General features: G+C 52.0%; 23 protein-coding genes. 10 read left to right on the top strand and 13 right to left on the bottom strand.

Annotation, left to right across the window (positions count from 1 at the left end):
* Window positions 1-94: 94 nt before the first annotated feature.
* Window positions 95-664, top strand: coding sequence for a phasin family protein (locus tag PJE062_RS16870; protein ID WP_008550586.1), 570 nt, complete (start codon window positions 95-97; stop codon window positions 662-664).
* A 71-nt stretch (window positions 665-735) separates the two neighbouring features.
* Here PJE062_RS16870 and PJE062_RS16865 read toward each other — a convergent pair whose 3' ends face one another.
* From PJE062_RS16865 to PJE062_RS16850, 4 genes are all read right to left on the bottom strand, one after another.
* Window positions 736-1,305 carry a DUF1178 family protein gene (locus PJE062_RS16865; RefSeq protein WP_037037340.1) on the bottom strand — a complete coding sequence of 190 codons (570 nt, stop codon included), beginning with the start codon at window positions 1,303-1,305 and terminating at the stop codon, window positions 736-738.
* On the bottom strand, window positions 1,302-2,156 hold the full coding sequence (locus PJE062_RS16860) for a carbon-nitrogen hydrolase family protein (protein WP_008550555.1): 855 nt from the start codon (window positions 2,154-2,156) through the stop codon (window positions 1,302-1,304). The genes PJE062_RS16865 and PJE062_RS16860 overlap by 4 nt, the downstream gene beginning before the upstream one ends.
* 48 nt (window positions 2,157-2,204) lie before the next feature.
* Window positions 2,205-2,468 (bottom strand): glutaredoxin 3, encoded by a 264-nt coding sequence (grxC, locus tag PJE062_RS16855; protein WP_008550285.1) that lies wholly within the window; start codon window positions 2,466-2,468, stop codon window positions 2,205-2,207.
* 154 nt (window positions 2,469-2,622) lie between these two features.
* Window positions 2,623-3,468, bottom strand: a complete 846-nt coding sequence (locus tag PJE062_RS16850; RefSeq protein ID WP_008550458.1) for a ComF family protein — start codon at window positions 3,466-3,468, stop codon at window positions 2,623-2,625.
* A gap of 126 nt (window positions 3,469-3,594) precedes the next feature.
* Here PJE062_RS16850 and PJE062_RS16845 point away from each other — a divergent pair, with 126 nt between their 5' ends.
* Window positions 3,595-4,479, top strand: a complete 885-nt coding sequence (locus tag PJE062_RS16845; protein ID WP_008550670.1) for a methyltransferase domain-containing protein — start codon at window positions 3,595-3,597, stop codon at window positions 4,477-4,479.
* Here the strand turns inward: PJE062_RS16845 and PJE062_RS16840 are convergent, their stop codons facing one another.
* From PJE062_RS16840 to PJE062_RS16820, 5 genes are all read right to left on the bottom strand, one after another.
* Window positions 4,480-4,695 (bottom strand): Flp family type IVb pilin, encoded by a 216-nt coding sequence (locus PJE062_RS16840; RefSeq protein ID WP_037037338.1) that lies wholly within the window; start codon window positions 4,693-4,695, stop codon window positions 4,480-4,482.
* Window positions 4,696-4,724: 29 nt separating this feature from the next.
* Entirely contained in the window at window positions 4,725-5,129 is a 405-nt protein-coding gene (gene mutT, locus PJE062_RS16835; protein ID WP_008550295.1) for an 8-oxo-dGTP diphosphatase MutT, read from the bottom strand.
* A gap of 84 nt (window positions 5,130-5,213) precedes the next feature.
* Window positions 5,214-6,035 (bottom strand): GNAT family N-acetyltransferase, encoded by an 822-nt coding sequence (locus tag PJE062_RS16830; protein WP_008550349.1) that lies wholly within the window; start codon window positions 6,033-6,035, stop codon window positions 5,214-5,216.
* Complete coding sequence (gene argJ / locus PJE062_RS16825) at window positions 6,016-7,248, bottom strand: bifunctional glutamate N-acetyltransferase/amino-acid acetyltransferase ArgJ (RefSeq protein ID WP_008550650.1); 1,233 nt, start codon at window positions 7,246-7,248, stop codon at window positions 6,016-6,018. The genes PJE062_RS16830 and argJ overlap by 20 nt, the downstream gene beginning before the upstream one ends.
* Window positions 7,249-7,375: 127 nt before the next feature.
* A complete protein-coding gene (locus tag PJE062_RS16820; RefSeq protein WP_008550671.1) occupies window positions 7,376-8,245 on the bottom strand; it encodes a peptidylprolyl isomerase in 870 nt (289 codons plus the stop codon).
* 266 nt (window positions 8,246-8,511) lie between these two features.
* On the opposite strand from PJE062_RS16820, the gene secA reads away from it, so the two are divergent.
* From secA to PJE062_RS16795, 5 genes are all read left to right on the top strand, one after another.
* Complete coding sequence (secA, locus tag PJE062_RS16815) at window positions 8,512-11,298, top strand: preprotein translocase subunit SecA (RefSeq protein WP_008550736.1); 2,787 nt, start codon at window positions 8,512-8,514, stop codon at window positions 11,296-11,298.
* A gap of 170 nt (window positions 11,299-11,468) precedes the next feature.
* Window positions 11,469-12,236, top strand: a complete 768-nt coding sequence (locus PJE062_RS16810; protein ID WP_208982360.1) for a methyltransferase domain-containing protein — start codon at window positions 11,469-11,471, stop codon at window positions 12,234-12,236.
* 98 nt (window positions 12,237-12,334) lie between these two features.
* Window positions 12,335-12,877 (top strand): PadR family transcriptional regulator, encoded by a 543-nt coding sequence (locus PJE062_RS16805; RefSeq protein WP_008550218.1) that lies wholly within the window; start codon window positions 12,335-12,337, stop codon window positions 12,875-12,877.
* 10 nt (window positions 12,878-12,887) lie between these two features.
* Entirely contained in the window at window positions 12,888-13,493 is a 606-nt protein-coding gene (locus PJE062_RS16800) for a GyrI-like domain-containing protein (protein ID WP_008550459.1), read from the top strand.
* A 163-nt stretch (window positions 13,494-13,656) separates the two neighbouring features.
* Window positions 13,657-14,412, top strand: a complete 756-nt coding sequence (locus PJE062_RS16795) for an SH3 domain-containing protein (protein WP_008550255.1) — start codon at window positions 13,657-13,659, stop codon at window positions 14,410-14,412.
* 69 nt (window positions 14,413-14,481) lie between these two features.
* Here PJE062_RS16795 and PJE062_RS16790 read toward each other — a convergent pair whose 3' ends face one another.
* Window positions 14,482-15,093, bottom strand: coding sequence for a L,D-transpeptidase (locus tag PJE062_RS16790; RefSeq protein WP_008550486.1), 612 nt, complete (start codon window positions 15,091-15,093; stop codon window positions 14,482-14,484).
* A 348-nt stretch (window positions 15,094-15,441) separates the two neighbouring features.
* On the opposite strand from PJE062_RS16790, the gene PJE062_RS16785 reads away from it, so the two are divergent.
* Window positions 15,442-16,224 carry an alpha/beta fold hydrolase gene (locus PJE062_RS16785; protein ID WP_008550137.1) on the top strand — a complete coding sequence of 261 codons (783 nt, stop codon included), beginning with the start codon at window positions 15,442-15,444 and terminating at the stop codon, window positions 16,222-16,224.
* A gap of 83 nt (window positions 16,225-16,307) precedes the next feature.
* Here PJE062_RS16785 and PJE062_RS16780 read toward each other — a convergent pair whose 3' ends face one another.
* Together PJE062_RS16780 and PJE062_RS16775 are read right to left on the bottom strand one after the other, a co-directional pair.
* Complete coding sequence (locus PJE062_RS16780; protein ID WP_008550499.1) at window positions 16,308-17,507, bottom strand: NAD(P)/FAD-dependent oxidoreductase; 1,200 nt, start codon at window positions 17,505-17,507, stop codon at window positions 16,308-16,310.
* Window positions 17,508-17,661: 154 nt separating this feature from the next.
* The gene (locus PJE062_RS16775) at window positions 17,662-19,692 is read right to left on the bottom strand and encodes a methyl-accepting chemotaxis protein (protein WP_008550363.1); all 2,031 of its coding nucleotides are present in this window, start codon (window positions 19,690-19,692) and stop codon (window positions 17,662-17,664) included.
* 204 nt (window positions 19,693-19,896) lie between these two features.
* On the opposite strand from PJE062_RS16775, the gene PJE062_RS16770 reads away from it, so the two are divergent.
* Window positions 19,897-20,730 (top strand): DMT family transporter, encoded by an 834-nt coding sequence (locus PJE062_RS16770; protein ID WP_008550125.1) that lies wholly within the window; start codon window positions 19,897-19,899, stop codon window positions 20,728-20,730.
* Here the strand turns inward: PJE062_RS16770 and PJE062_RS16765 are convergent.
* Window positions 20,727-21,617, bottom strand: a complete 891-nt coding sequence (locus PJE062_RS16765) for a YihY/virulence factor BrkB family protein (protein WP_008550676.1) — start codon at window positions 21,615-21,617, stop codon at window positions 20,727-20,729. The two genes, PJE062_RS16770 and PJE062_RS16765, sit on opposite strands and share 4 nt — an antisense overlap.
* A 175-nt stretch (window positions 21,618-21,792) precedes the next feature.
* On the opposite strand from PJE062_RS16765, the gene PJE062_RS16760 reads away from it, so the two are divergent.
* Window positions 21,793-23,466: an acyl-CoA dehydrogenase family protein gene (locus PJE062_RS16760; protein WP_037037428.1), complete on the top strand. Its 1,674-nt coding sequence runs from the start codon at window positions 21,793-21,795 to the stop codon at window positions 23,464-23,466.
* The last annotated feature ends 24 nt before the right edge of the window (window positions 23,467-23,490 follow it).

Genomic DNA, 23,490 nt, shown 5'->3' with positions numbered 1-23,490 from the left:
CGAGCTTCTTCCAAAAACCCTGATCGCTCGAAATTTATTGTCTCAAAACCTAAATCGCCGCCCGAGAACTTGATCGGAGTCCGGAGGAGACACGATGCTGAACATGGACAAAGAGATGAAGGAAGCAATGGACCGCTGGACCGTTGCTACAGATGGAATGCCTTGGCAAGGCTGGTTCTGGGCGCAGGGTGGAGATCAACTATCCAATACGGCTTTGGAGCATGCAATCTCCAACAACAAAGCCATGCTTGAAAGCTATCAGGCAATCATGGCTGCCAACATCGCTTTCTTCAACAAGCGCATGAAAGCCAACACCGATTTCATTCAGGAGATCTGGGACTGCCCAACTGGCATTGAGCTTTCAAAACTTACCAGCGACTTCATGCAGCAAGCTTTCGAAGATTGCCGCCAGGAAGGCGCCCGCCAGATGAACCAGATGTCCTCAACGATGAAGGGCACGGTCTCCAAAACTCAAAAGGCAACCTCGGAAGCGCTCACCAGCATTGATGATCTCAAGGCAATGGCTCAGGCTGCTCCAACAAAGGTACCAGCTAAACCACGTCGTCGAGTGCCTCGCAAATCCACCAGCACCCGGACACGCGCAAAGAATGCGGACAAACCTTCCGCATCCCGAGCCCCGGGCAAAAAAGGCGTTTCAGCCTGATTAAGCGAGAAATAAAAAAGGCGCCCTAAACGAGGCGCCTTTCGTTTATCTGCAATACAGTCTGCAGCCAATCAGTTGCGATCTTCAGGCAAAACAGGAAGCGGCATCAGCTCAATGCCCTCTTCCAAAAGCTCTTTCGCGTCGTCCGGTGTCGTTTCACCGTAAATCCCGCGCTCTTCGCTCTCGCCATAGTGGATCTTGCGTGCCTCTTCAGCAAACTTGTCGCCAACATACTCAGAGTTGGAAACCACCTGCTTACGGAATTCCCGCAGAGCCTCCACCAGCTCCTTTGCTTTTTCAGGAACTTTCTGCAGATCAACATTGGATGCCGACGTCGCTACAGCCTGCTCTGAACTCGCAGGAGCGGCGGCAGCCGGTTGCTGTTCTTTCGCGACCGCAGCGTCCGATGCTTTCGCCTGAGCTGCTGCAACAGCTTTCGCAGCCTGATGTTCAACCTGCGCCTTCTTCTGGCTTCGCGAGGTCGACACATTTGGCGCCATTAAGCGTTTATGGACTTCTGAACTGTCACAGAACGGGCACGTGACCAGCCCCATTTCTTTCTGCTTGTCATAGTCGCCAGAATTCCGAAACCATCCATCAAACTCATGCCCATTGTCACAGGCGAGAGAGTAATTAATCACCTGACCATCTCCCCACTCAGGGAAACCGTGGCCACGGAAAAATCTCGTGCATTCTCAATTGCTGGAATACGGCGACGGGCTTCATCAACTTTTGCCATATCAAGCTCACCAAGCAACACACCTGGTTCATCATGATCCAGTTCTGCAATCACACGGCCCCACGGATCCACCATCAGGCTGTGCCCGTAGGTTTGACGATCATCTTCGTGCGTCCCACCTTGTGCAGCAGTCACAACAAAAGCACCATTTTCAATAGCACGTGATCTTTGCAATACATGCCAATGCGCCTCACCTGTTTGCTTGGTAAAGGCAGCAGGTCCAGTCAACACTTGAGCACCGGCTTTGGACTGCTCACGGAACAGGGCTGGCTGACGAATATCATAGCAGATAGCCATACCAACCTTGGCAACACCAAGATCAACTACTGGAGACACACTGCCAGCACTATAGCTTTCAGATTCACGCCAGCTTTCACCGTTCGGCAAGTCCACATCGAACATATGGATCTTGTCATAACGCGCTACGACCTCACCTCGCGGGGAAATCATAAAACCACGATTGGCCAGCTTGTCATCTTCAAGTCGAATAGCCAGAGACCCGATATGAACCCAGATACTCAACTCATTCGCCAAAATACCCAGACGCTTCAGGAAGGGATCAGCTTCTTCAAAACAGGAGGCAGCAAGTTGTGCTTTGCGGCTACGTTCCAACACATTGGTCATCTCAGGCGTTTGCACATAAACCGCGCCTTCAGCAGCAGCTTCTCTAACCAACGCCTCACAGACATCAAGATTTTCGAGCAGGTCTCGTCCCGTTCTCATCTGGATACATGCAGCCACAAAACTTGTCATCAAATCTCACTTTCAAAGCGTAGTGTGTAATACGCTTCCTAAGCTTCTTTAAATATCAGCACTCAGCAGACCATCCAAGTGGCCACGACGCTCCAGCGCAAACAGGTCATCACAACCACCAATATGCTCGGATCCAATGAAGATCTGCGGGAAGGTGTTCGCACCGTTCGCCTTGGAAATCATTTCCTTACGGATTGTAGGATCTTCGCTGTAGTTGAATTCTTTATAGTCAACACCCTTCTCATCAAGAAGTCTTTTTGCACGAGCACAGTAACCGCACATGTCACGGGTGTAGATAGTAACTTGAGCCATATTTTTGTCCTTTGGATACACAGCGAAGGCCAATAAAATTCAGCCATCAAAACTGAAGTCTATATGGCTCACAGCCAATTAAACCGCAAGTCCACCTCAACTCAAGTTGATCACTTGGTTATATCAAGCATACAAAACGCCGTTTCAACAGCAGCTAAGCATTATAGTCAGACAGATTTTCAGGATCTACCAGCGCAAAAACCAGTACATCAACTTGCTTTGCACCCGCTGCTTTCAAAACACGCGTGCACTCTTCAACAGTTGCACCGGTTGTCAGCACATCATCAACCAACACCACATGCGCACCGGAAACCTTCGCAAGAAAATGCTCTGAAACTTCAAAGGCTCCTTTCACATTCGCTGTCCGTGCTCCCCGCTTAAGCCCCACCTGCTGATTGGTCTTGCGCGTGCGCACCAACCCATCCAGCAAACTCTGCCCATTAAGATGCTTCTGTATCTCGCGAGTAAGCAATGCAGACTGGTTATAAGTCCGCTCTCGTAATCGTGAGCTGTGTAATGGAACAGGGACTAGAAAACTCTCAGCTGAGACCAGTTCTGCCCCTGGGTTCAGCATACAGCCCGCAAGAAACTTGGATAATCGGATCTCACCATAAAACTTGAAGCGCTTCACCAACTCTTGTGCCGGCCCATTATACAAAGCCGCAGCCCGTGCCCGCTCATAATCAGGTGGGTTCACAAGCGCGGCGGCACTCCAAGCATTCGGGCCAAGTTCATAATGTAAAGGCACCCCGAGCCGCTCGCAATATGGCGCCGAAATCAAATCAAGCTTCTGCCAACACGACAGGCACAAGCCTCCCTCGCCCTGCACTAGCTCGCTACAGACCGGACAGCAATGAGGAAACAACGCATCCAAAACAAAACTGAGGCTACGCTTCAAATAAGGAAGCAGCTTGAGATCTTTCAATCTGTGCTTGTCAGGCAGCTCTGCTCTTTCCACTGCATCAGGCAACCATTCTAAAGAAGAAAACTTGTCGCCCATCTATGCTCACCGTATATATCTGCAGATGAATTAGGCTAACAAAGCCTTCCATGGACATCACCCCATGTTCAATGGGGATATAACTTCCAATAGTGCGCACTGCACACTCTGGCCAAAGGCGCCCTCATGAGCGAACATACTCTCTTTGATCGTAACCTCATCGCAAAACGGCGCATGACTGCGTTAAAGAGAGCGCAAGACGGCGCAGACTTTCTAATGAAAGCAGCTGCTACAGATCTTCAGGACCGCCTGGACTTCATCAGCAGAGAGTTTGAAACCGGTATCGACCTAGGTGGACATACCGGACATGTGTTTGAGGTCTTGAAGAGTTCCGGAAAGGTAAAACACCTTCTCCGCGCAGATCTCTTCGCTGCAGACCCGAACCTTTCAGAACCAGACATGATCGTGGATGACGCAGTTCTGCCATTTGCACCAGAAAGCGTGGACCTGATTGTCTCCACTTTGAACCTGCAGATGCTCGACGATCTGCCAGGTACACTCATTCAGATTAAACGAGCCTTGAAGCCTGACGGTCTTTTCCTCGGTCTTCTGTTAGGAACAGATACTCTGGCTGAACTCCGGGACTGCCTCATGCGCGCTGAAATGGAAGTAAGCGAAGGCGTCTCTCCACGCGTGATCCCATTTGCAGATACCAGAGATCTGGGCGGCCTCCTCCAACGCGCAGGCTTCGCCCTTCCGGTGAGCGATGTTGATCGTCTCACAGTTAGATACGACACCATGTTCGACCTGATCAGAGATCTGCGCGCAATGGGTGCAACAAACCCTCTCAAAGAACGCCTGAAGACCCTAACAAGCAAGAAGGTGTTTATGAGAGCTGCGGAGATCTACGCTCAGGATTACTCAGACGCTGACGGCCGCATCCGCGCCACCTTCACCTTCGCATCCCTCTCCGGCTGGGCTCCACACGAATCCCAACAAAAACCATTAAAGCCAGGCTCTGCAAAACACAGCCTGGCCGAAGCATTGGGAACGAAAGAGATAAAGTCCTGATTAGTTAGAAACAACTGAGGCGATTGTATCGGCCACAAACTGGAAGTTATCCGTAATAGTTGCTCCAATAGCAGTCACGGCTGCAACAATTGCAAGAACAATCAAGCCAGCAAGAATGGCGTATTCAACAGCAGCGGCACCGCGCTCGTCTTCGGTCATATGAGCAATCGTAAAACCACATTTCTGATTGTGATACGCTTTCTCACTCAACGCCATTACTGCCTCTTGTTCTCCGTGATCTCCCGCTAATAAGACACAAGGTCGATTAGATGCGGGATCAGCGGCTCATCTGCTGGTGGCATGTCATAATCACGTAAACGAACTGCCCGTACCCATTTCAGGTTCTGCCCCTCTGCCCCATGAGGTGTGCCCGACCATCGCCTACAAACGTAAAGTGGCATCAGCAGATGAAAATCTTCGTAAGTGTGGCTAGCGAAACTAAGGGGAGCAAGGCACTCTTTTTTAACCGTAATTCCGAGCTCCTCGGATAATTCACGGATCAGACAATCCTCTGGCGTTTCCTTGCTTTCAATCTTACCGCCCGGAAACTCCCAGAATCCCGCCATTGATTTCCCTTCGGGACGTTGAGCAAGCAGAATGCGGTTGTCTTCATCAATGAGGGCACACGCCGCGACCATCACAATTTTCATTTATTTTCCCGTTTCACATAGGACCACCCTGAAAACCTTTTGGAAACCATACCAAAGATCCCGAGTGAAATTTTACTGATTTTCTTAAGGCTGGGCGTCGCGGCAGTAGTGATAGGCGTAGGCTTCCCGATATCCAAGGGAATCGTAGAGCTCTACTGCAGGCGCATTCTCAGCAACCACTTGCAGCCACGCTGTCTCTGCCCCGCGTTCGGCTCCAAGACGCTGCACTTCACACATCAACGCATAAGCCAATCCTTGCCGACGGTAGGCTTCTGCTGTGGCAACGCTAAAGATGCCAAGCATATCACCGTCGACAACACCAAGAAGGACTGCTGCGGGAATGCCATCATCAGTTTCCACGATCAGCGCAACCAGCTCAACAGCAACTCTGGAAAGCACATCATGGAGCGCTTGCACCGTAGCATCGAGAGGTGCACCCGGCTGAGCGCCACCAACCAGTGCATACTTCCTGACCCACTCATCAAGAGAGACTTGGCTGAGCTTGTAGCCCTTAGGCACATCAGTATCGCCAAGAACCCAAATGGACCGAGACAGCACAAGCGTTTCATCAAGCCGCGTGTAGTTTTGCTCAGTCAGAACCTGATCCACATCCGCTGGAACCAACGGCGTCCATCGCACATGAAAAGCCACATCACGCTTTTTAAAACGTTGACGAGCGGCAACAAGGCGCTCTTCAGCTTCATCGCCATCGTTAACGTCATAAAAGTTCAGCGAGTTATTGCGGCGAGCACTCCCACCAGGTGAGAGCCGGGAAATCCAGCTCCCATCATGATGTGTCATTAGGCTTGGAAAGCAGTTCAGGTTCGCCTGCTCCAGCTTCAAAACTGTTTCCAGATCGCAGTTTGGTTGGCGAGGTTGAACCCGCTTAGCTTCTGTAGTCACCATTGATTGCCACATACTCCTTGGTGAGATCGCATGTCCACACAGTCGCGCTGCCATTTCCAATGCCAAGATCAACCTTCAGGACGATCTCATCTTCTTTCATGACGGCGGAAGCTTCATCTTCGCTGTAGTCTGGATCTCGTTCACCATCAACTGCTACGCGGATGTCACCAAACCAGATCGCCAATCGATCACGATCTGCAGGTTCGCCAGCTTTACCAACAGCCATAACGACGCGGCCCCAGTTTGCATCCTCACCAGCAAAAGCAGTCTTCATCAATGGAGAGTTTGCAATCGCCATCGCGATCCGTTTGGCAGAAACGTCGCTCTCAGCACCCTCCACCTTCACTTCAACAAACTTGGTTGCCCCTTCCCCGTCACGAACGATCATCTGTGCCAGCTCAAGCATCATGCTGGAGAGAGCCGCGCGGAACTCAGCAAGACGAGGATCCGCAGTATCTTCAATCCACTCATCACCAGCAGAACCAGTCGCCGCTAGCAGCACGGTGTCTGAAGTGGACGTATCACTATCAACCGTAATGGAGTTAAAGGAGCCACCGACACACTCAGAAAGCAAGCTCTGCAAGGCAGGTGCTTTGATTGGGGCGTCAGTGAACAGGAAGCCAAGCATGGTCGCCATATCAGGCGCGATCATACCCGCACCTTTCGCGATACCATTCAAGGTCACAGTCGCCTCACCCAGCTTAACACTCCGGGTGCTCAGCTTTGGATAGGTGTCTGTGGTCATGATCGCTTTAGCAGCATCCATCCACTTGTCGGCAATGGCATCGGCCACAAGGCTATCTGTAACATCTGCAAACTTCTCAGCCGGAAGAGGCTCACCAATCACACCAGTAGAGGCAAGGTACAACTCATCGGCAGCAAAGCCCGTCGCCTTAGACAGGATATCTGCAGACAGCTGAACAGAGGCCAGCCCCTTCTTCCCAGTAAACGCATTCGCATTACCGGAGTTGACCATAATCGCACGAGCAACACCCTTGGAGAGGTTCTGCTTACACCAGTCCACCGGCGCACTGGTACATTTGGATTTTGTGAACACACCGGCAATCTGAGCAGGCTCATCAAACACTGCGAGAAGAACATCAGTACGTCCTTCGTACTTCAAACCAGCTGCAGCCGTCGCCATTCGAACGCCCTTAACTTCCGGAAGCTCAGGATAAGACTTGGGTGCGAGTGGAGAAATAGTCGCGGACATGAAAACCTCCCGAAGATAACAATGCCAATGCATCAAAAAAGTAGCCCCGGAAGGCCTAAGCCATCCGGGGCTACAAAAACAAGATGTTTTATTTCAATAATCAGCAGAGCTAATAAGCAGATGCCTATTACTTGCTTTCTTCAGCCTTCGCTTCATCAGCATCTGCGCCAATGATTTCCACAGTGTTCTTGGCTTTCAGCTCTTCAAGCACTTCACGGAATTTCGCGAGAACCAGCTCCTGACGGATCTGACCTTCAGCAGCTTCCAGAGTTGGCGCTGGCTGAGTGCGGGCTTCCTTGTTCAAAATGACGTGGTAACCGAACTGTGTTTGCACAGGCTCTTTTGTGAACTCACCCGGTTTCAGAGCAAAAGCAGCGGTTTCAAACTCAGGAACCATCTGGCCTTTACCGAAGAAGCCAAGGTCACCACCGTTCGGGCCGGAAGGACCAGTAGACTTCTCTTTTGCAAGCTCAGCAAAGTCCGCACCACCTTCAAGCTGCTTGATGATGTCCTTTGCTTCATCTTCCTTTTCTACAAGGATATGAGCTGCATTGATCTCAGGCGCGCCTTGGTAGTTGGCGTACTCAGCGTCGTAAGCAGCCTTGACTTCGTCTTCAGTAACCGCGCTCTGAATGTACTTCTGGAAGTATGCATTACGCAGCGCACGAGTACGTTCAAATGCCATGAGGCGTTTAAAGTCGTCAGTTTCTGCGAGTTTTTCTTCCTCACCAGCCTCAGCAAGCAGTTTCATCTCCACCAGCACGTCGGTCAAAACCTTGCGCCATTCTGTTGGAGGAACACGCTGCAGCTGCTGCGCATAGTCCTGCGCTGCATAAGCAAGATCTGCTTCGGTAATAACGCTGTTTCCGACCTTGGCAACTGGCTTGTCCAGATCAGGTGCAGTTTCTGCATCCTGTGCCTGAGCAACATTCAGGCTAATGGCCAGTGCAGCAACTGCAACTGAGCTGCCGAGGATCCCTGTAAATTTACGAAGCATAAGATCTCTTTCTTTCCTGTTTATGGAGAGTTTAAAAAGAGTTGCAAAACAACAAAGCTTTATGTTGCGACGGCAACTGCCGTTGACAACCCTTGAGCCCACTCTTATCTCTCTGTCGCCTGCTTTTTTACGCGCAGGTGCTTAATATGCTGTGACTCATGTCAGAACCACAGAGTTTTGACTGGATAGATCACGAATGTGAAGTTTTTTAGGGCCCGGCCGCGACGTGAAACAACCGGCGCGCCCAACAGAGGAAGGACCGCCACATGGTGGGGCTCGGCGCACTCGCTCGAAAAATATTTGGTTCTGCTAACGACCGTCGGATCAAGACACTCAAGCCTAAAGTAGCTGCTATCAATGCTTTAGAGCCAGAAATGGAAGCTCTGACGGATGATCAGCTGAAAGCCAAAACAGACGAGTTCCGTGAGCAGCTTGCAAATGGCGCAAAGCTGGATGATCTCCTCGTCCCTGCTTTTGCTGTTGTGCGTGAAGCGTCTCGCCGTGTTCTTGGCCTTCGTCAGTACGATGTTCAGCTCATCGGCGGCATGGTTCTCCATGCTGGTGAAATCACCGAAATGCGTACCGGTGAAGGTAAAACCCTTGTGGCAACCGCACCAGTATACCTTAACGCATTGAGCGGTAAGGGTGTTCACGTTGTAACCGTGAACGATTACCTCGCCTCTCGTGACGTTGAGTGGATGGGTCAGATCTACCGCTTCCTCGGCCTGACAACAGGTCTCATCGTTCACGGCATTTCCGATGAAGAACGTAAAGCAGCTTATGCCGCTGACGTGACTTACGGTACCAACAACGAATTCGGCTTCGATTACCTTCGTGACAACATGAAGTATGATCGTGAGTCCATGGTGCAGCGTCCGCACCACTTTGCAATCGTGGATGAGGTGGACTCCATTCTCGTCGACGAAGCACGTACACCGCTGATCATCTCCGGTCCTCTGGAAGACCGCACCGATTTCTATAATGCCATCGATGCTTTCATTCCTAAGCTTGTAGATGAAGACTTCGAGATTGATGAGAAAGCTCGCTCCGCTACCTTCACCGAAGCAGGTAACGAGAAGCTGGAGCAACTCTTGTCTGAAGCTGACCTCCTGAAGGGTGATTCGCTTTATGATGTGGAAAACGTCACTGCGGTACACCACCTGCAGCAGGGCCTGAAAGCTCACAAACTGTTCCAGCGCGATAAAGACTACATCGTACGCAACGACGAAGTCGTCATCATTGACGAGTTCACCGGTCGTATGATGCCAGGTCGTCGTTTCTCTGAAGGTCTTCACCAGGCTCTGGAAGCAAAAGAAAAAGTTGCGATCCAGCCAGAGAACCAGACCCTCGCATCCATTACATTCCAGAACTACTTCCGCATGTACGACAAGCTTGCCGGCATGACTGGTACAGCGATGACCGAAGCGGAAGAATTCATGGACATCTACAGCCTGGATGTTGTTGACATTCCAACCAACGTTCCTGTGCAGCGTATTGACGACGACGATGAGGTCTACCGCACCGTCGCTGAGAAATACAACGCGATCATGGAGCTGGTTGACGACTGTCACGAACGCGGTCAGCCGGTTCTGGTTGGCACCACATCCATCGAAAAGTCTGAACTGTTGGCTGAGCTTCTCATGAAGCATGGGTACAAGCAGATCGACGTTTCTGATCCAAAGGCACTTGCTGACTACGCAAAGTCTGCTGGCAAGCAGAAAGTCTTTGCAGTTCTGAACGCGCGCTACCATGAGCAGGAAGCAAGCATCATCGCACAGGCAGGTGTGCCGGGCGCCGTGACCATCGCAACCAACATGGCAGGCCGTGGTACCGACATTCAGCTCGGTGGTAACGTTGAAATGCGCGTTGCGAACGAGCTTGGTGACATGCCTGAAGGCGCAGAGCGCACCGCTAAAGAAGAAGCCATCAAGAAAGAAGTTGAAGAGCTGAAGCAAAAAGCTCTTGAAGCTGGTGGCCTTTACGTTGTTGCAACTGAGCGCCACGAAAGCCGCCGTATCGACAACCAGCTGCGTGGTCGTTCCGGTCGTCAGGGTGACCCTGGACACTCCAAGTTCTTCCTGTCTCTGCAGGATGATCTGATGCGCATCTTCGGTTCTGAACGCATGGACTCCATGCTTCAGAAGCTTGGTCTGCAGGAAGGCGAGGCAATCGTTCACCCTTGGATCAACAAAGCGCTCGAAAAAGCTCAGCAGAAAGTGGAAGCACGCAACTTCGACATTCGTAAGAACCTGCTGAAATTCGATGATGTGATGAACGATCAGCGTAAGGTTGTCTTCGATCAGCGTCTCGAAATGATGGATCCTGAAGTCACTCAGGAAGCAGTTGCGGAAATGCGCGAAGAGTTCGTTGAAGATCTCGTTGCTGCACACATTCCAGAACGTGCCTACCCAGAACAGTGGGATACGGAAGGCCTGAAGGAAGAAGTCCGCACCAAGCTGAACCTCGATCTGCCAATCGTTGATTGGGCAAACGAGGAAGGCATCGCGGACGAAGAAGTGACCACGCGCCTGAAGAAAGAAGCCAACGAAGTGATGGCTGCAAAGGCTGCAAACTACGGTCCTGACATCATGCGTCAGATCGAGCGTGCAGTTCTGCTTCAGACCATTGATAACCTGTGGCGTGAGCATCTGGCGAACCTTGACCATCTGCGTTCAGCAGTTGGCCTGCGCGGTTACGCTCAGCGTGATCCTCTTCAGGAATACAAAACTGAGTCCTTCACTCTCTTCGAAAACATGCTGAGCACTCTGCGCCAGACCACAACAAGCCAGCTGATGCATGTTGAACTGGTTCAGCAGCAAGCACCTGAAACACCTCAGATGCCAGCTCACATGGAAGCACATCACACCAATCCACTGACTGGTGAAGATGAAATGGCTGAAGCTGATCGCCAACTGGCAGAAGCACGCGCCGCATCTGCGCCAGAAGGCCGTGACTCAGACGACCCTGAAACATGGGGCCGCGTGGGCCGCAATGAGCCTTGCCCATGTGGTTCTGGCAAAAAATACAAGCATTGCCACGGCGCACTCGTCTGACCCGGCAATCAATGATTTGAGAAAGGGCTGCTTCGGCGGCCCTTTTTTGTTACCTCAAGCCACTCAATCTTGCTCCAAGGAAATCCGCACCAGAAAGGCGGGAGTATTCCAAAAGCCTGAGAATGCTAATCTACGCGCCTCTCAGCACCAACTTGCAAGATGCGGCAACCATGAACACCACAAGCACGCTCGCCTTTAACAAGGTCCTCCGTCAGCTCACTCCCAAAACCAAACTGGAAAAGACACGAGCATCGGTAGAGGAGCACCTGGGGCAACGTATTGAAGCGTTCTATGCGCCAGCCAAGAATAGCTATCTGGCTCAGCTTTGTGATGTCTACGGCAGCGACAAAGGCACCAACTGTCCGGAAACCACCCAGTTCAACTGGGAGCCTCACACCTACACCGACTTTTACAGCATGATCTTTGACCATTGCCGCGACAAGATCACGAATGTGCTGGAGTGCGGCATCGGCACCAACGACACCAGCTGCCTGTCCAACATGGGCAAAGAAGGAAAACCCGGCGCATCCCTCCGTGTCTGGCGAGATTACTTCCCTAACGCCGAGATCACTGGTGTCGATATCGATGAGAAATGCCTGTTCACCGACAGTCGCATTCAGACCTATCAGGTAGATCAAACCAGTCCCGAAAGCATCGCCAGCTTCAAAAGCAATGCAAAGCCGGAACCTTTTGACCTGATCATCGATGACGGCCTGCATCATTTTGAGGCCGGGATTATCTTCTTTGAGAACATCATAGACCTGCTCGCAAGCAACGGTGTCTATATGATTGAAGATGTGAACCGGCACGACATCCATCGCTATGCTGAGTACTTCCAAAAGCGAGAGAACGAGTTCAACTGCCGCTGCCTCCTCCTCTACCGCCAACACGTAAGCCTCCGCGACAACATGCTGGTTATGGTCACCCGCAAGCACTAACAGCTTCCATCCAGCCAAGTCTCAAAAGCCAAAGATTGACAACTCGGGCGCATATATTCTAGTACTAGAATATAATCTTATTCTAAGGCTAGAATAGTATGTCTGAGAGCCTCACTGACAGCGAACTTCTCGTCCTCGGTCTTGTCTCCGAAATGCCTCGCCACGGCTATGAGCTGGAACAGATTATCGAGCAACGCGGCATGCGCGAATGGACGCAAATCGGCTTCTCTTCCATCTACTTCGTTCTCGGCAAACTGGAAAAGAAAGGCCTCGTCACTGCTGAAAAACCAGCTGGTATGAAAGCGAAGAAAAGCTACCTAATGACAGAGGCTGGCCAACAAGCCCTCATCACCCAAACGCTCTCAGCTCTCACAACGGTCCGTCCAACATACTCATCCCTACTCATGGGCATGATCCACTGGCCTGCCCTACAACGCGAGCAAGCTCTCGATGCCCTAAACCAGCGCGGTAAGGCAATCCAGAAAGAAATCACCCGAATGGAAGGCATCCAACTAGACCAACAACCCTTGCCCGACCACGTCGATGCCCTCTTCGACTACTCCATCGCTCAGCTCAAATCAGAAGCCGACTGGCTTCAAAAAACTCTGGACTACATGACCTGCAAACCATGGAACACATGAGGACACAGCTATGACGACAACCGATTTCAGAGACAGGCTCTATGAACTATATCGCCCACCAAGCGACCATTTTACGTTTGTCGATGTCCCCGACATGCAGTTCGCTGTGATTGATGGCGATGGCAACCCTGAAGGCGAGGTCTATGCCAAGGCAATCAAATGGCTTTTCACCACGATCTATCCCATCAAACAAGATGCAAAGAAGCGGATGGGGAAACGCTTCGCGGAACCACCCTTAGAATGCCTGTGGTGGGCTGATGATATGTCCGACCTGATCAACGGCAATAAAGATAAACTGAAATGGCGTTTGATGATCGTCTTGCCTCACTGGACAGATGACGCCCTCTTCACACAAGGCATTGAAACCGCAATCGGGAGACTGGGAGAAAAGCCCACAACACTGCGCAGAGAAATCATGACAGAAGGTCGCTCAGTCCAAATCCTTCACAAAGGCCCCTATGAGGAACTGGAAGAAATCAACGCCAAGCTCTACCGGGACTTCCTGCCAGAACATGATCTGAAACCCAACGGCTTCCATCATCAGATCTATCTGGACGACCCAACTCGAACCGCCTCACAAATGAGAAAGACCATTATCAGACAACCAGTAGCTTGAGGCACAAGCTCAGTGCAAAATAGAAAACAACCACTCAACCTCCCCTAAGAGCTTCAGTAGAACCGCACAACTCAACTTAAGACTTCCTAGGCGAAACTTTGCTAGGCTCCTGCGAAAACAAAAGAATGGCAGCGCTCCCAACCGCAGCCATCAGGAGCAAGAGATGGCCTCAACTGTCTTGAAAAATGCATCCCGTCAGCTTCTAACACTTATGTTAGTGAGTGGGTTTTCAATAAGCGCACTCACCCTATCGGCTGCAGCTCAATCAGATACGTCGGATGAGCAGGATCAAGCACCTTCTTCCGACACAAGCTCAGACCAGTCCGGCACCGACCAATCCCAACAGGTCCATCCCGGCTACTACAGCCAGGTCGACCAAAGCCTCGGTGCCCTGCTCTCCATCTACGATGCGCCCTCTGAAGAAGCAGCAGTCATCGTACAGTTGCCCGGCGATACGATCCTGAACTCCAGTGGTGAGGAAAAACAGATTGACGACACACGCTGGCAGCATGTCAGCATCGGAGAGATTGAAGGCTGGGTTCATGCAGACAAACTGAAAGCCGCGGTCCCTGTTCCATTCTCAGGCACAGATCTACCTGTTCTTGGCGTATGCGGCGGGACAGAACCATCCTGGAGCATCGAGTGGAACTCTAATGTCGTAACCTACTCCAACATCATCGGCCTGCTCCACCGCGTGCCCTTCCAGTCTGTCACTGCGGAAAATGACAAGAACGCAACGCTTTTAAAAGCAGGCGACAAAGGCATCGAGCTTCAGATGACCATCACCGAAAAGCAGTGCACCTTCACACCATTGGACTCATTCGTCTGGGGCGAAGCCGTTGCCACTGTTACACAGCCGGGACAAAAACCAGTCACTCTTCAAGGCTGCTGTCGCCCCGTTTCAGATGGTTACAAGTAACTGAACCAACCAGCCCAACAAAAAACCCGGGTCGCCCCGGGTTTCATTCGCTTCACATGTCACTCGTGATCAGTTCACGATAACCTTAGCGCCAATGTCCACCTGTTCATACAGGTAGGAAACATCTTCGTTGAACATACGGATGCAGCCTGAAGATACCGCATGGCCGATGCTCCAATCTTCGGTAGTACCATGAATACGATAGATCGTAGCACCTAGATAAAGCGCACGTGCACCCAGCGGATTCTCCGGACCACCCTTCATGTAACGCGGCAGAATGCGACCCTTTTTCGCTTCACGACGGCGCATTTCTTCTGGTGGAGTCCAGCCCGGCCACTTCGCTTTACGGGTGATACGCTCAGTACCATTCCACTCAAAACCTTCACGACCAACGCCGATGCCATAACGCATCGCTTTGCCGTTGTCCTGTACGTGGTAGAGGTAGCGCTTATCGGTATCAATAATGATGGTACCTGGCTTCTCATTTGTGCGGTAGGTAATCAGCTTGCGCTTATATTTACGGCGTGCAGAGCTGGATGCCATGGCAGGAGTATCCGGGAAGATGTCCCATTGGCGTGTATCCGGATTCCACAGCTTGCCTGCGCTTGCTGGTGCCACGAATACAAAGCTAACCAACGTACAAATGACAGCAAATATTCCTTTGCGAAGATGTCCTCGCATCGTCACCCCCTGAAATTGGCAGTAGTCCCTGACCCTGCGGGACTTGTCGAATTTTAAAAATGAATCAGCACCGAGAAAGAATAAACTCTACCAAAAATTTTCTCGGCCCTCTGAGCTTCCATATGTTTCAAACTGAGACTGATTATCAACATCTGATAATCGATATCCAAGCAAAACCTCATTTCCGCGGGTCAATTGTTTCACTTTTTTGAAATTTCGCGAGGCCGAGCAAAATTTTCATCCAAATTCATCAGTCCTTATGCTGATAAAAAAATCCTGCCTTAGCCTAAGTCACAGGTAAACCTCCGAATGAAAGGGGCATATAATACGCTTAATGGGAGGCCTTATATGAATATCGATAGTATCCAAGATGTAACCTGCCTGCCTTTCACGGCCTTTGGTCCTGAAAGCGCAGAACCAATTATTTTCATCCATGGCTTTGGCGGTGACGCCAGCACATGGCGCAATATTCAAGTCCAATTAGAAAACAAACGCCGCACGATAGCCTTCGATCTGCCGGCCCACGGTCGCGCACTTGCAGACTTTGAGCCATGCAACGCTGTTGGTTCTGCCAAAGCGGTCGTGAAGTCTCTTGATGCATTGAAGCTCGATCGTGTCCATTTGGTCGGCCATAGCATGGGCGGCGCAATCGCTGCGCTGATTGCTATGCGCAGTCCAGAACGCATCGCAAGCCTCACTCTACTGGCCCCTGGTGGTTTCGGTCCGGAAATCAACGCCAAGCTCCTGCGCCGCTACGCAGTCGGTCAAACCGAAGCTGAGCAGCAAGTGTTGCTGGAACAGTTCGTTGGTCTGGAGTTCGAGCTTCCTAGAAAACTGGCCGATTACGTTGCCACCCAACGTTCAACTCCAGGCGCAGCTGAGGCCTTGAAAGCGGTTTCCGGGCTTATTCTGGAAGGTGAAAGCCAGGGCGTGCTGCCAACAGACAAGTTGGGCGAACTACCCATGCCGATCAAAGTGGTGTGGGGCACACAGGACAAGATCCTGCCAACGCGCCAATGCCACAAACTGCCGGGCCCAATCGCCTGCCACGTCTTCGATCGTGTTGGCCACATGGTCCATATGGAGATCCCACAGGAAGTTATCCGGCTTATTCTGGAAAACACGCGCTAACAAAAAGCCCCCATCAAAGATGGAGGCTTCGCTCATCAATCAGCGTGCCAGAAAATCTCTGGCACGCTTTTCTATTTCTGAAATTATGCAGGCGGAAGCAGACCTTCCTTCCACTCCTGCCCAATCACACGACGTGCCATCATATGTGAGCGCGGGTGATTGATGCTATCAACTGCGATCAGCTTGCCTTTCTCCAGATACGCCACATAGAAGCTGTCAGCACTGGTATCGCCAACCAGCACAGCCTCATCATAACCATTGGAGAGACCAGCAATCTGCAGCTTGATGTGATGTTGATCGGACCAGAACCACGGCAGTGGATCATAATCATGGCTGTGGTCATTTGCAGGATCCGTCAGGGCAACAGCAACAGCCTTCGCCTGATCAATCGCATTCTGCACGCTCTCCAGTCGAATGCTTCTGCCATAACGCTCTGAGAAGAAGCGCACACAGTCACCGCATGCATAAACATCTTCATGAGATGTCTGCCCTGCCCCATCAACAAGAATGCCATCATCCACATCAAGGCCAGCGGCAGCAGCAAGTTCAGAGTTTGGCACAGCACCAACGGCAGAAAGCACCAGATCACATGGCAGCTCGGTACCATCAGCAAGCTTCACACCTGTAACCTTGCCATCTTCGCCTTCAATGCTGGTCACACCAGTTCCGCAATGCAGTTCAGCGCCACGGCCAGCATGCAAATTATGGAAGAACGAGGATACATCTGGTGAAACCACACGCTTCAACAAACGCTCTTGCGCTTCCAGCACAACAACATCCAGCCCCATGCCTTTTGCAACAGCAGTCACTTCAAGGCCGATGTAACCACCGCCAATAACAACCAGTTTCTTGCCAGGAACAAACAGCTTCTTGATCAGCTCAACATCACCGATGGAGCGCAGCGTCACAACGCCTTCCAGATCAGCGCCCGGCAGCGGCAGATCACGGGCGCGGGTTCCGGTTGCCAGCAGCAGCTTATCCCAGGTTACCGCCTCACCATTTGCCAGAGTGACGCTCTTGTTTTCCAGATCAATACGATCAACTTGTGCATTCAGCTTCAGGTCAATGTTGTTCAGCTCATAAAACGCTTCCGGGCGAATGAACAGAGCATCAGGCTCCACTTCGCCACTCAGAAACTTCTTGGAAAGCGGCGGGCGTTGATAAGGTGGCTGCGGCTCGTTGCCGAGCATCACGAGCTCACCTTCATATCCCTTTTGTCGAAGAGTTTGCGCAGCCTGCACACCTGCCTGTCCAGCGCCCACCACAACAATCTTATTTATCATTCTCAAAACCCGTATTAGCCGCAGAAAGACAGCACCTCACAGCCGTGCCGTCTGCTTTGCTCAACAAACCCGTACCGCAAAAGCAATGTGGCGCTTAGCTCCGGTAAACACCAGAGGCAAGCGCCACATTTAAAATGATAATTTGTGAAGATCTTTAGGCAGCACGCACTTTTTCAAGGAATGCACCAACAGTGTTGTTGATGTGGTCCGCCTGACGAGAAAGCGCATCCGCCAGATCAGAGACCGTACCGCCGGTACTGCGTGCGTTATCAGAGGCATTTTCAACCATCTGCATCGCATTGGCACCCTGCTGAGAGCTCTGTGTCGCATTCGCCACGTTTTCCGTGATCGCTTGAATAGCCGCATTCTGCTGTTCAACTGAAGCAGCAACGGCAGAAGCAATCTGGCTCATCTCGTGAATAACATCGCTCACATCACCAATTGCCCCAACAGCCTCCGCAGAAGCTTCCTGAATGGAGCCCACTTGCTGCGCAATCTCTTCTGTTGCCTGAGATGTTTGATTTGCCAGCATCTTCACTTCAGAGGCCACCACCGCAAAGCCCTTGCCATGTTCACCTGCACGCGCCGCTTCAATGGTCGCATTAAGCGCGAGAAGGTTGGTCTGGTTTGCAATGTCACGAATAAGGCCAACTGCCTCACCAATACGGTTGGCCGCATCACTCAGCAGACTCATAGTCTCAGCAGTTGCCTTGGAACCTTCAACAGCACGGTCAGCAACACGCGTGGACTGCTCGGCCTGCCCAGCAATCTCGTTGATGGACATAGCCAGTTCTTCAGTCGCAGCAGATGCACTGGAAACATTCTCCGCCGCATTCTCAACCGCACGGCCAGCAGATTCAGCTTCCTTCGAAACATTGTCCGCAGCAGATCCCACATCATTGGAAGCTTCACCCAGACCATCAGCAGCGCTGTGCAAGCTGTTCAGGGCCTCAGCAACGGTCTGTTCAAAGCCCATAATGAGCGTATCAACCTGCTCGGCACGTGCCTGCTTCTCAGAGTTTTCGTGATCCTGCTGCTCACGCAGTTTACGGCGCTCTTCAATGTTGTCGCGAAACACTTGCAGCGTCTGCGCCATAGCAGAGATTTCTTTGCCACCTTTATTGAGGGGAATGACTGCAGAAAGGTCGTTCTTCGCCAACAACGCCATGGCATTACGCAGCGCATTCAGATTGCGTAGAATGCCGAAAATCAGCAGCGATCCGAGAATAAACAGCGTCAGCGCAATACCACCAACGGCAAGGCCCAGATAAAGGTTGGTCTGCTGGGTCGTCGCGGTCAAACGCGCCTGCGCATCACTGGCGCCCTGTACAGCAGAGTTCTTCAAATCATTCAAGCGGGGCGGCAGAAGATCGAACAGGTTCGCCAACAGCTCTGAGCTGGTTGCCCGCTTGTCATAAGCCTTGGTGTAAGCCTCAAACGCCTTTTTATAAGCCGCCATGTTGGTTTTGACCTTCTCGGCCACAGCCGGGTCAATCTGTGCTCGGGGAATGGTGCGCTCATAGCGGGAGAACGCCACTTCAAAAGCGCCCTGAGAGTTCTGGCTCCCAGTGATCGTATAATCCAGCTGCGCACGCGCCAGATCACTAAACGTATGCATCAACTTCAGCGTATTGGGGTCTTTGCTGCGTCGATGCTTCTGTTTAACCGCGGCTTCTGCCTGCGAAAGGCTAGCGGAAAGTTCCTTTTGCAAACCTCGGTCTGCGTCGTAACCAAGCGTGGACTGATAACCGTGCAGCATCTCAAATGCGCCACTGATCGCATCAATCGTGTCGCGTGCGTCAGAAATTTCCAGGAAGTAATCCATGGCAACAGGAAGCGCATTCAGCTCCTGCAGTTCCTTCTGCGCTTCGCCAACAAGCTCGTCGAATCGGCTCTTCAGGCTATCGCTCGGCACATTTTCATAATCTTTTTGGGTGGATTGCAGGACGCCCGCCGTAATGGCAATTGCCTGACTCAACTCAGCAAGCTCGGTGTAATCCTTGGACTGCTGGAAGGCGGCTTCCGTTTGCTGCTGGCCCCAAAGATAAACCAGCCCAACACCACCGAAACCGATAAGTGTCAGAATACCCAGAGTAATTGCCCGAAACCGAATACTTGCATTCCGGGTGGACGAGAAAAATCTATTTCCCGTAGATGAAATAGCCCGCTTCCAATCTACTCGCATCGGAGACCCCTGTACCGATAAAATTACTAATAGTATTTTTAATTATTACTCACAGGTATAGGTTCAAATCGTTTAAAGATTACAAATAATGCATCGCACAAATGATTTTGTTGCTCATCCCACCCAGCGTCATGTGCCAAAGACGCTTAAAAATAAGACACACCATTGCTCTCATTCACTAAACTAGTTCCCATTATTTTCGTTTTGCTCTGGTCGACAGGTTTCATCGGCGCGCGCCTTGGCGCTCCATATTCTGAGCCCTTCGCCTTTCTCAGCATGCGCTTTTTGTTGGTTTTACCGTTGATGGGCATCATCGTCTGGCTCTCCGGCAGAAGCTTCGCCCTCACCCGCAGCCAGATAATCCACGCAGTAATCACCGGCATGTTGGTGCACGGCGCATATCTCTCAGGCGTGTTCTGGGCCATCGACAATGGCATGCCAGCAGGCGTCACAGCACTGATCACCGGCCTGCAACCTTTCATCACCGGCACCCTCGCCTATTTTCTGCTGAAGGAAAATGTCACCCCACGCCAATGGGCAGGCCTCGCCGCTGGTTTTGTTGGCATCGTGCTCGTTATCCTGCCAAAGTTGGGAAGCGGCGTCGCGCAAATCCCTCTCTGGACGGTTCCTGCAGCCTTCGCTGCAACTCTCGGCATTGCCTTCGGCACCACATGGCAGAAGCGCCAGCCTATGAACACCGACTTGGTCACAGGCACTTTCTACCAATACTTCGGTGCACTTCTCGTCACGCTTCCGCTTTCCATGACAGAGAGCTGGGAAATCACGTGGTCCGGAGATCTTATCTTCGCGCTGGCCTGGTTGGTGATTGTGCTTTCAGTCGGGGCAGTACTGTTGCTCATGTACCTGCTCCAGCATGGTGCAGCCTCCACCACCGCAACGCTGTTCTATCTCACGCCTGTTGCAGCGGCTATCGAGAGCTACTTCCTCTTCGGTGAAACGCTCAACGCAATCCAGTTGGTAGGCATGGCAATCGTTGTGATCGCAATCGCGGTGTGCCGGCCAAAGCAGAAAGCTTAGTTCTCGTCTTCAGCCTCTAAGCAAGGACCACCCTCAACGCGCTGGTTCACGCGGCGCACTCGCATCAAAGCCGCGTTGAACTCACCGCCCAAGATAAAGATGACGGCTGTCAGATACATGAAGATGATAGCCGTCATGATACCGGCCAGGCCCGCATACAAAGACACGTAGTTCGCCCACCGCGCCAGATAAGCACCGAACGCCGTACCTGCTACAATCCAGAGGATCATCGTCAAGGCAATCCCCGGCAACACTTCAAGGAAGCGGCGACGACCAGCTGGCAGATACATATGCGCAGCCAGCAAGGCAAACAGCAGCAGCAAAGATGTAATGCCATAGCGAACGATATTCGCCTTGTAGCTGAACTTCTCCATCACCGGCGCCAGATGCACCGCCCATTCCCAAGCCAGAGGCCCGAAGACGATCAGGAAGGTGGAAACCATCAGAACCGCCGTTCCAATCAGCACCGCGAGGATGGATTGCGTCCGGCAGAAAAACCAGCTGCGGTTATCTCGTACACGATAGGCACGGTTCAACCCAACCCGCATAGCCTCAACGCCATTGGACGAGAACCACAATGTGACAACCACACCAAAAGTCAGCAAGTCACCGCGCGGCTGAGTCAGAACAGCTTTAATCTCACCAGATACCGGCCCTGCCACGCGCTCGGGCCACACATCAAAGATCAGCTCTGTCGCACTTTGCGCAACTGAGTTCAATCCAAGAAAGCCGGAGAATGCGGCAACAAAAATCAGGAAGGGAAACAGAGCCATCAGAGATGACAGAGCCACATGGCTGGCGACAGCATAGCCATCATCAGAGTTGAAATGCCCGAGAGCATCTGCAAGCACCTGATACGATTTTCCCCAAAGGCCGCGTTTCTTCATAAAACTGATCTGGTCTGTCTCTTCGTGAGTTTCAAGTTAGATAATAGGCCCGACTTCAAGAAATATTCATGAAGAAAGCTCCCACCTTTAGGGCATTGCACAAATACACATCCCATTTAAGTTTGCAGTGCACAATGACCGAATGGATTGAGGGAGGCAAGCTGTGTCGGAAACGGTGAATACACTAGAACAAGCAGACGCACCATCTAAAGAAACCCGTGCTCTGGCGCTTAAATCACTTGAAGCCCTGCTGGGTATCGCACGCAAAAATGTAAAACAGCGCGTACTCAAAGATGGAAGAATTGCCTCCGCACTCATGGAGCAGGAACAGCGCGCCACTCACGGTCTGGCATGGCTCGCAACCTACGTTGAAGCGCTCAAGCAGCTCAACGCCTATGGAGAGCGACTGGCAACGGAGGGCACCTTCGGCGAAGTAGAAAGCCTGATCCTGCGCATCGGCTTTGCAGAGTACACCGCTCAAGTCTTCGGCGGCCTGCCAATGAGCCAGGGCGAGATCCTGCGTTTGTCAGACCTCGGCATCAGCCGACAAGAAGCCAACAGTCATCACACAGATGCAGTGGAAGCCGTAATCGCAGATGGCTCACAGCCAGCCCTGCGCACGCGTCTTGCAGAGCTCATGCAGCATGCAGAAGGCAAGTCCACCATCGGAGCAACCGGTCTGGATGAGACCTACGAGCAAATTCGCGAAGAAATGCGCAAGTTTGCTGAAGCAAAGGTCACCCCGTTTGCGCACGAATGGCATCTGAAAAACGAATATATCCCGCTCGAGATCATCAGCGAAATGGCTGAGATGGGCGTGTTCGGTCTCACAATTCCTGAAGAGTTCGGCGGCATGGGCCTAGGCAAAGAGTCTATGTGCGTGGTCTCTGAGGAACTTTCCCGCGCCTACATCGGCGTCGGCTCTCTCGGCACCCGCTCCGAAATCGCAGCAGAACTCATTCTCGGTGGTGGCACCGAGGACCAAAAAGCCAAGTGGCTCCCTCGCATTGCATCCGGTGAAACCCTGCCGACAGCTGTGTTCACGGAACCGAACACTGGCTCCGACTTGGCGTCACTGAAAACCCGTGCCGTGAAAGAAGGCGACACGTGGAAGGTCTACGGCAACAAAACCTGGATCACCCACCCGGTCCGCGCCGACATTATGACCCTGCTCACCCGCACGAAACCAGAAGAACCGGGCTACAAAGGCCTGTCTATGTTCATCGCGGAAAAGCCACGTGGATCAGACGAAGAGCCATTCCCGGCAGAAGGCATGTCTGGCGGTGAAATCGAAGTCCTCGGTTATCGTGGCATGAAGGAATACGAAATCGCTTTCGACGGATTTGAAGTCAAAGATGAAAACCTGCTGGGTCAGGTAGAAGGTCAGGGCTTCAAACAGCTCATGCAGACTTTCGAGTCCGCCCGCATTCAGACAGCTGCTCGCGCAATCGGCGTTGCTCAGTGCGCTTTGGATCTCGGCCTGCGATACGCTCAGGAACGTATCCAGTTCGGCAAGTCTCTGATCAACTTCCCGCGCGTATCTGATAAGCTGGCCATCATCGCCTGCGAAACCATGATCGCTCGCCAGCTCACCTACTTCTCTGCTTGGGAGAAAGACAGTGGTCGCCGTTGTGATCTGGAAGCAGGCATGGCGAAACTACTCGGCGCACGCGTAGCTTGGGCAGCAGCGGACAACGCCCTGCAAATCCACGGCGGTAACGGCTTTGCGCAGGAGTATCCGATTTCTCGCGTACTCTGCGATGCACGTATTCTCTCAATCTTTGAGGGTGCAGCTGAAATTCAGGCGCAGGTCATTGCTCGTCGTCTGCTGGACGAAACTGAGCTGTAAGACCTGCTCTAACCAAATAAGGAA

The organism is Pseudovibrio sp. JE062, assembly GCF_000156235.1.
Classification (GTDB): domain Bacteria; phylum Pseudomonadota; class Alphaproteobacteria; order Rhizobiales; family Stappiaceae; genus Pseudovibrio.
The sequence above is the reverse complement of the archived record's forward strand: the minus strand, read 5'-3'. Positions and strand labels throughout refer to the sequence as shown.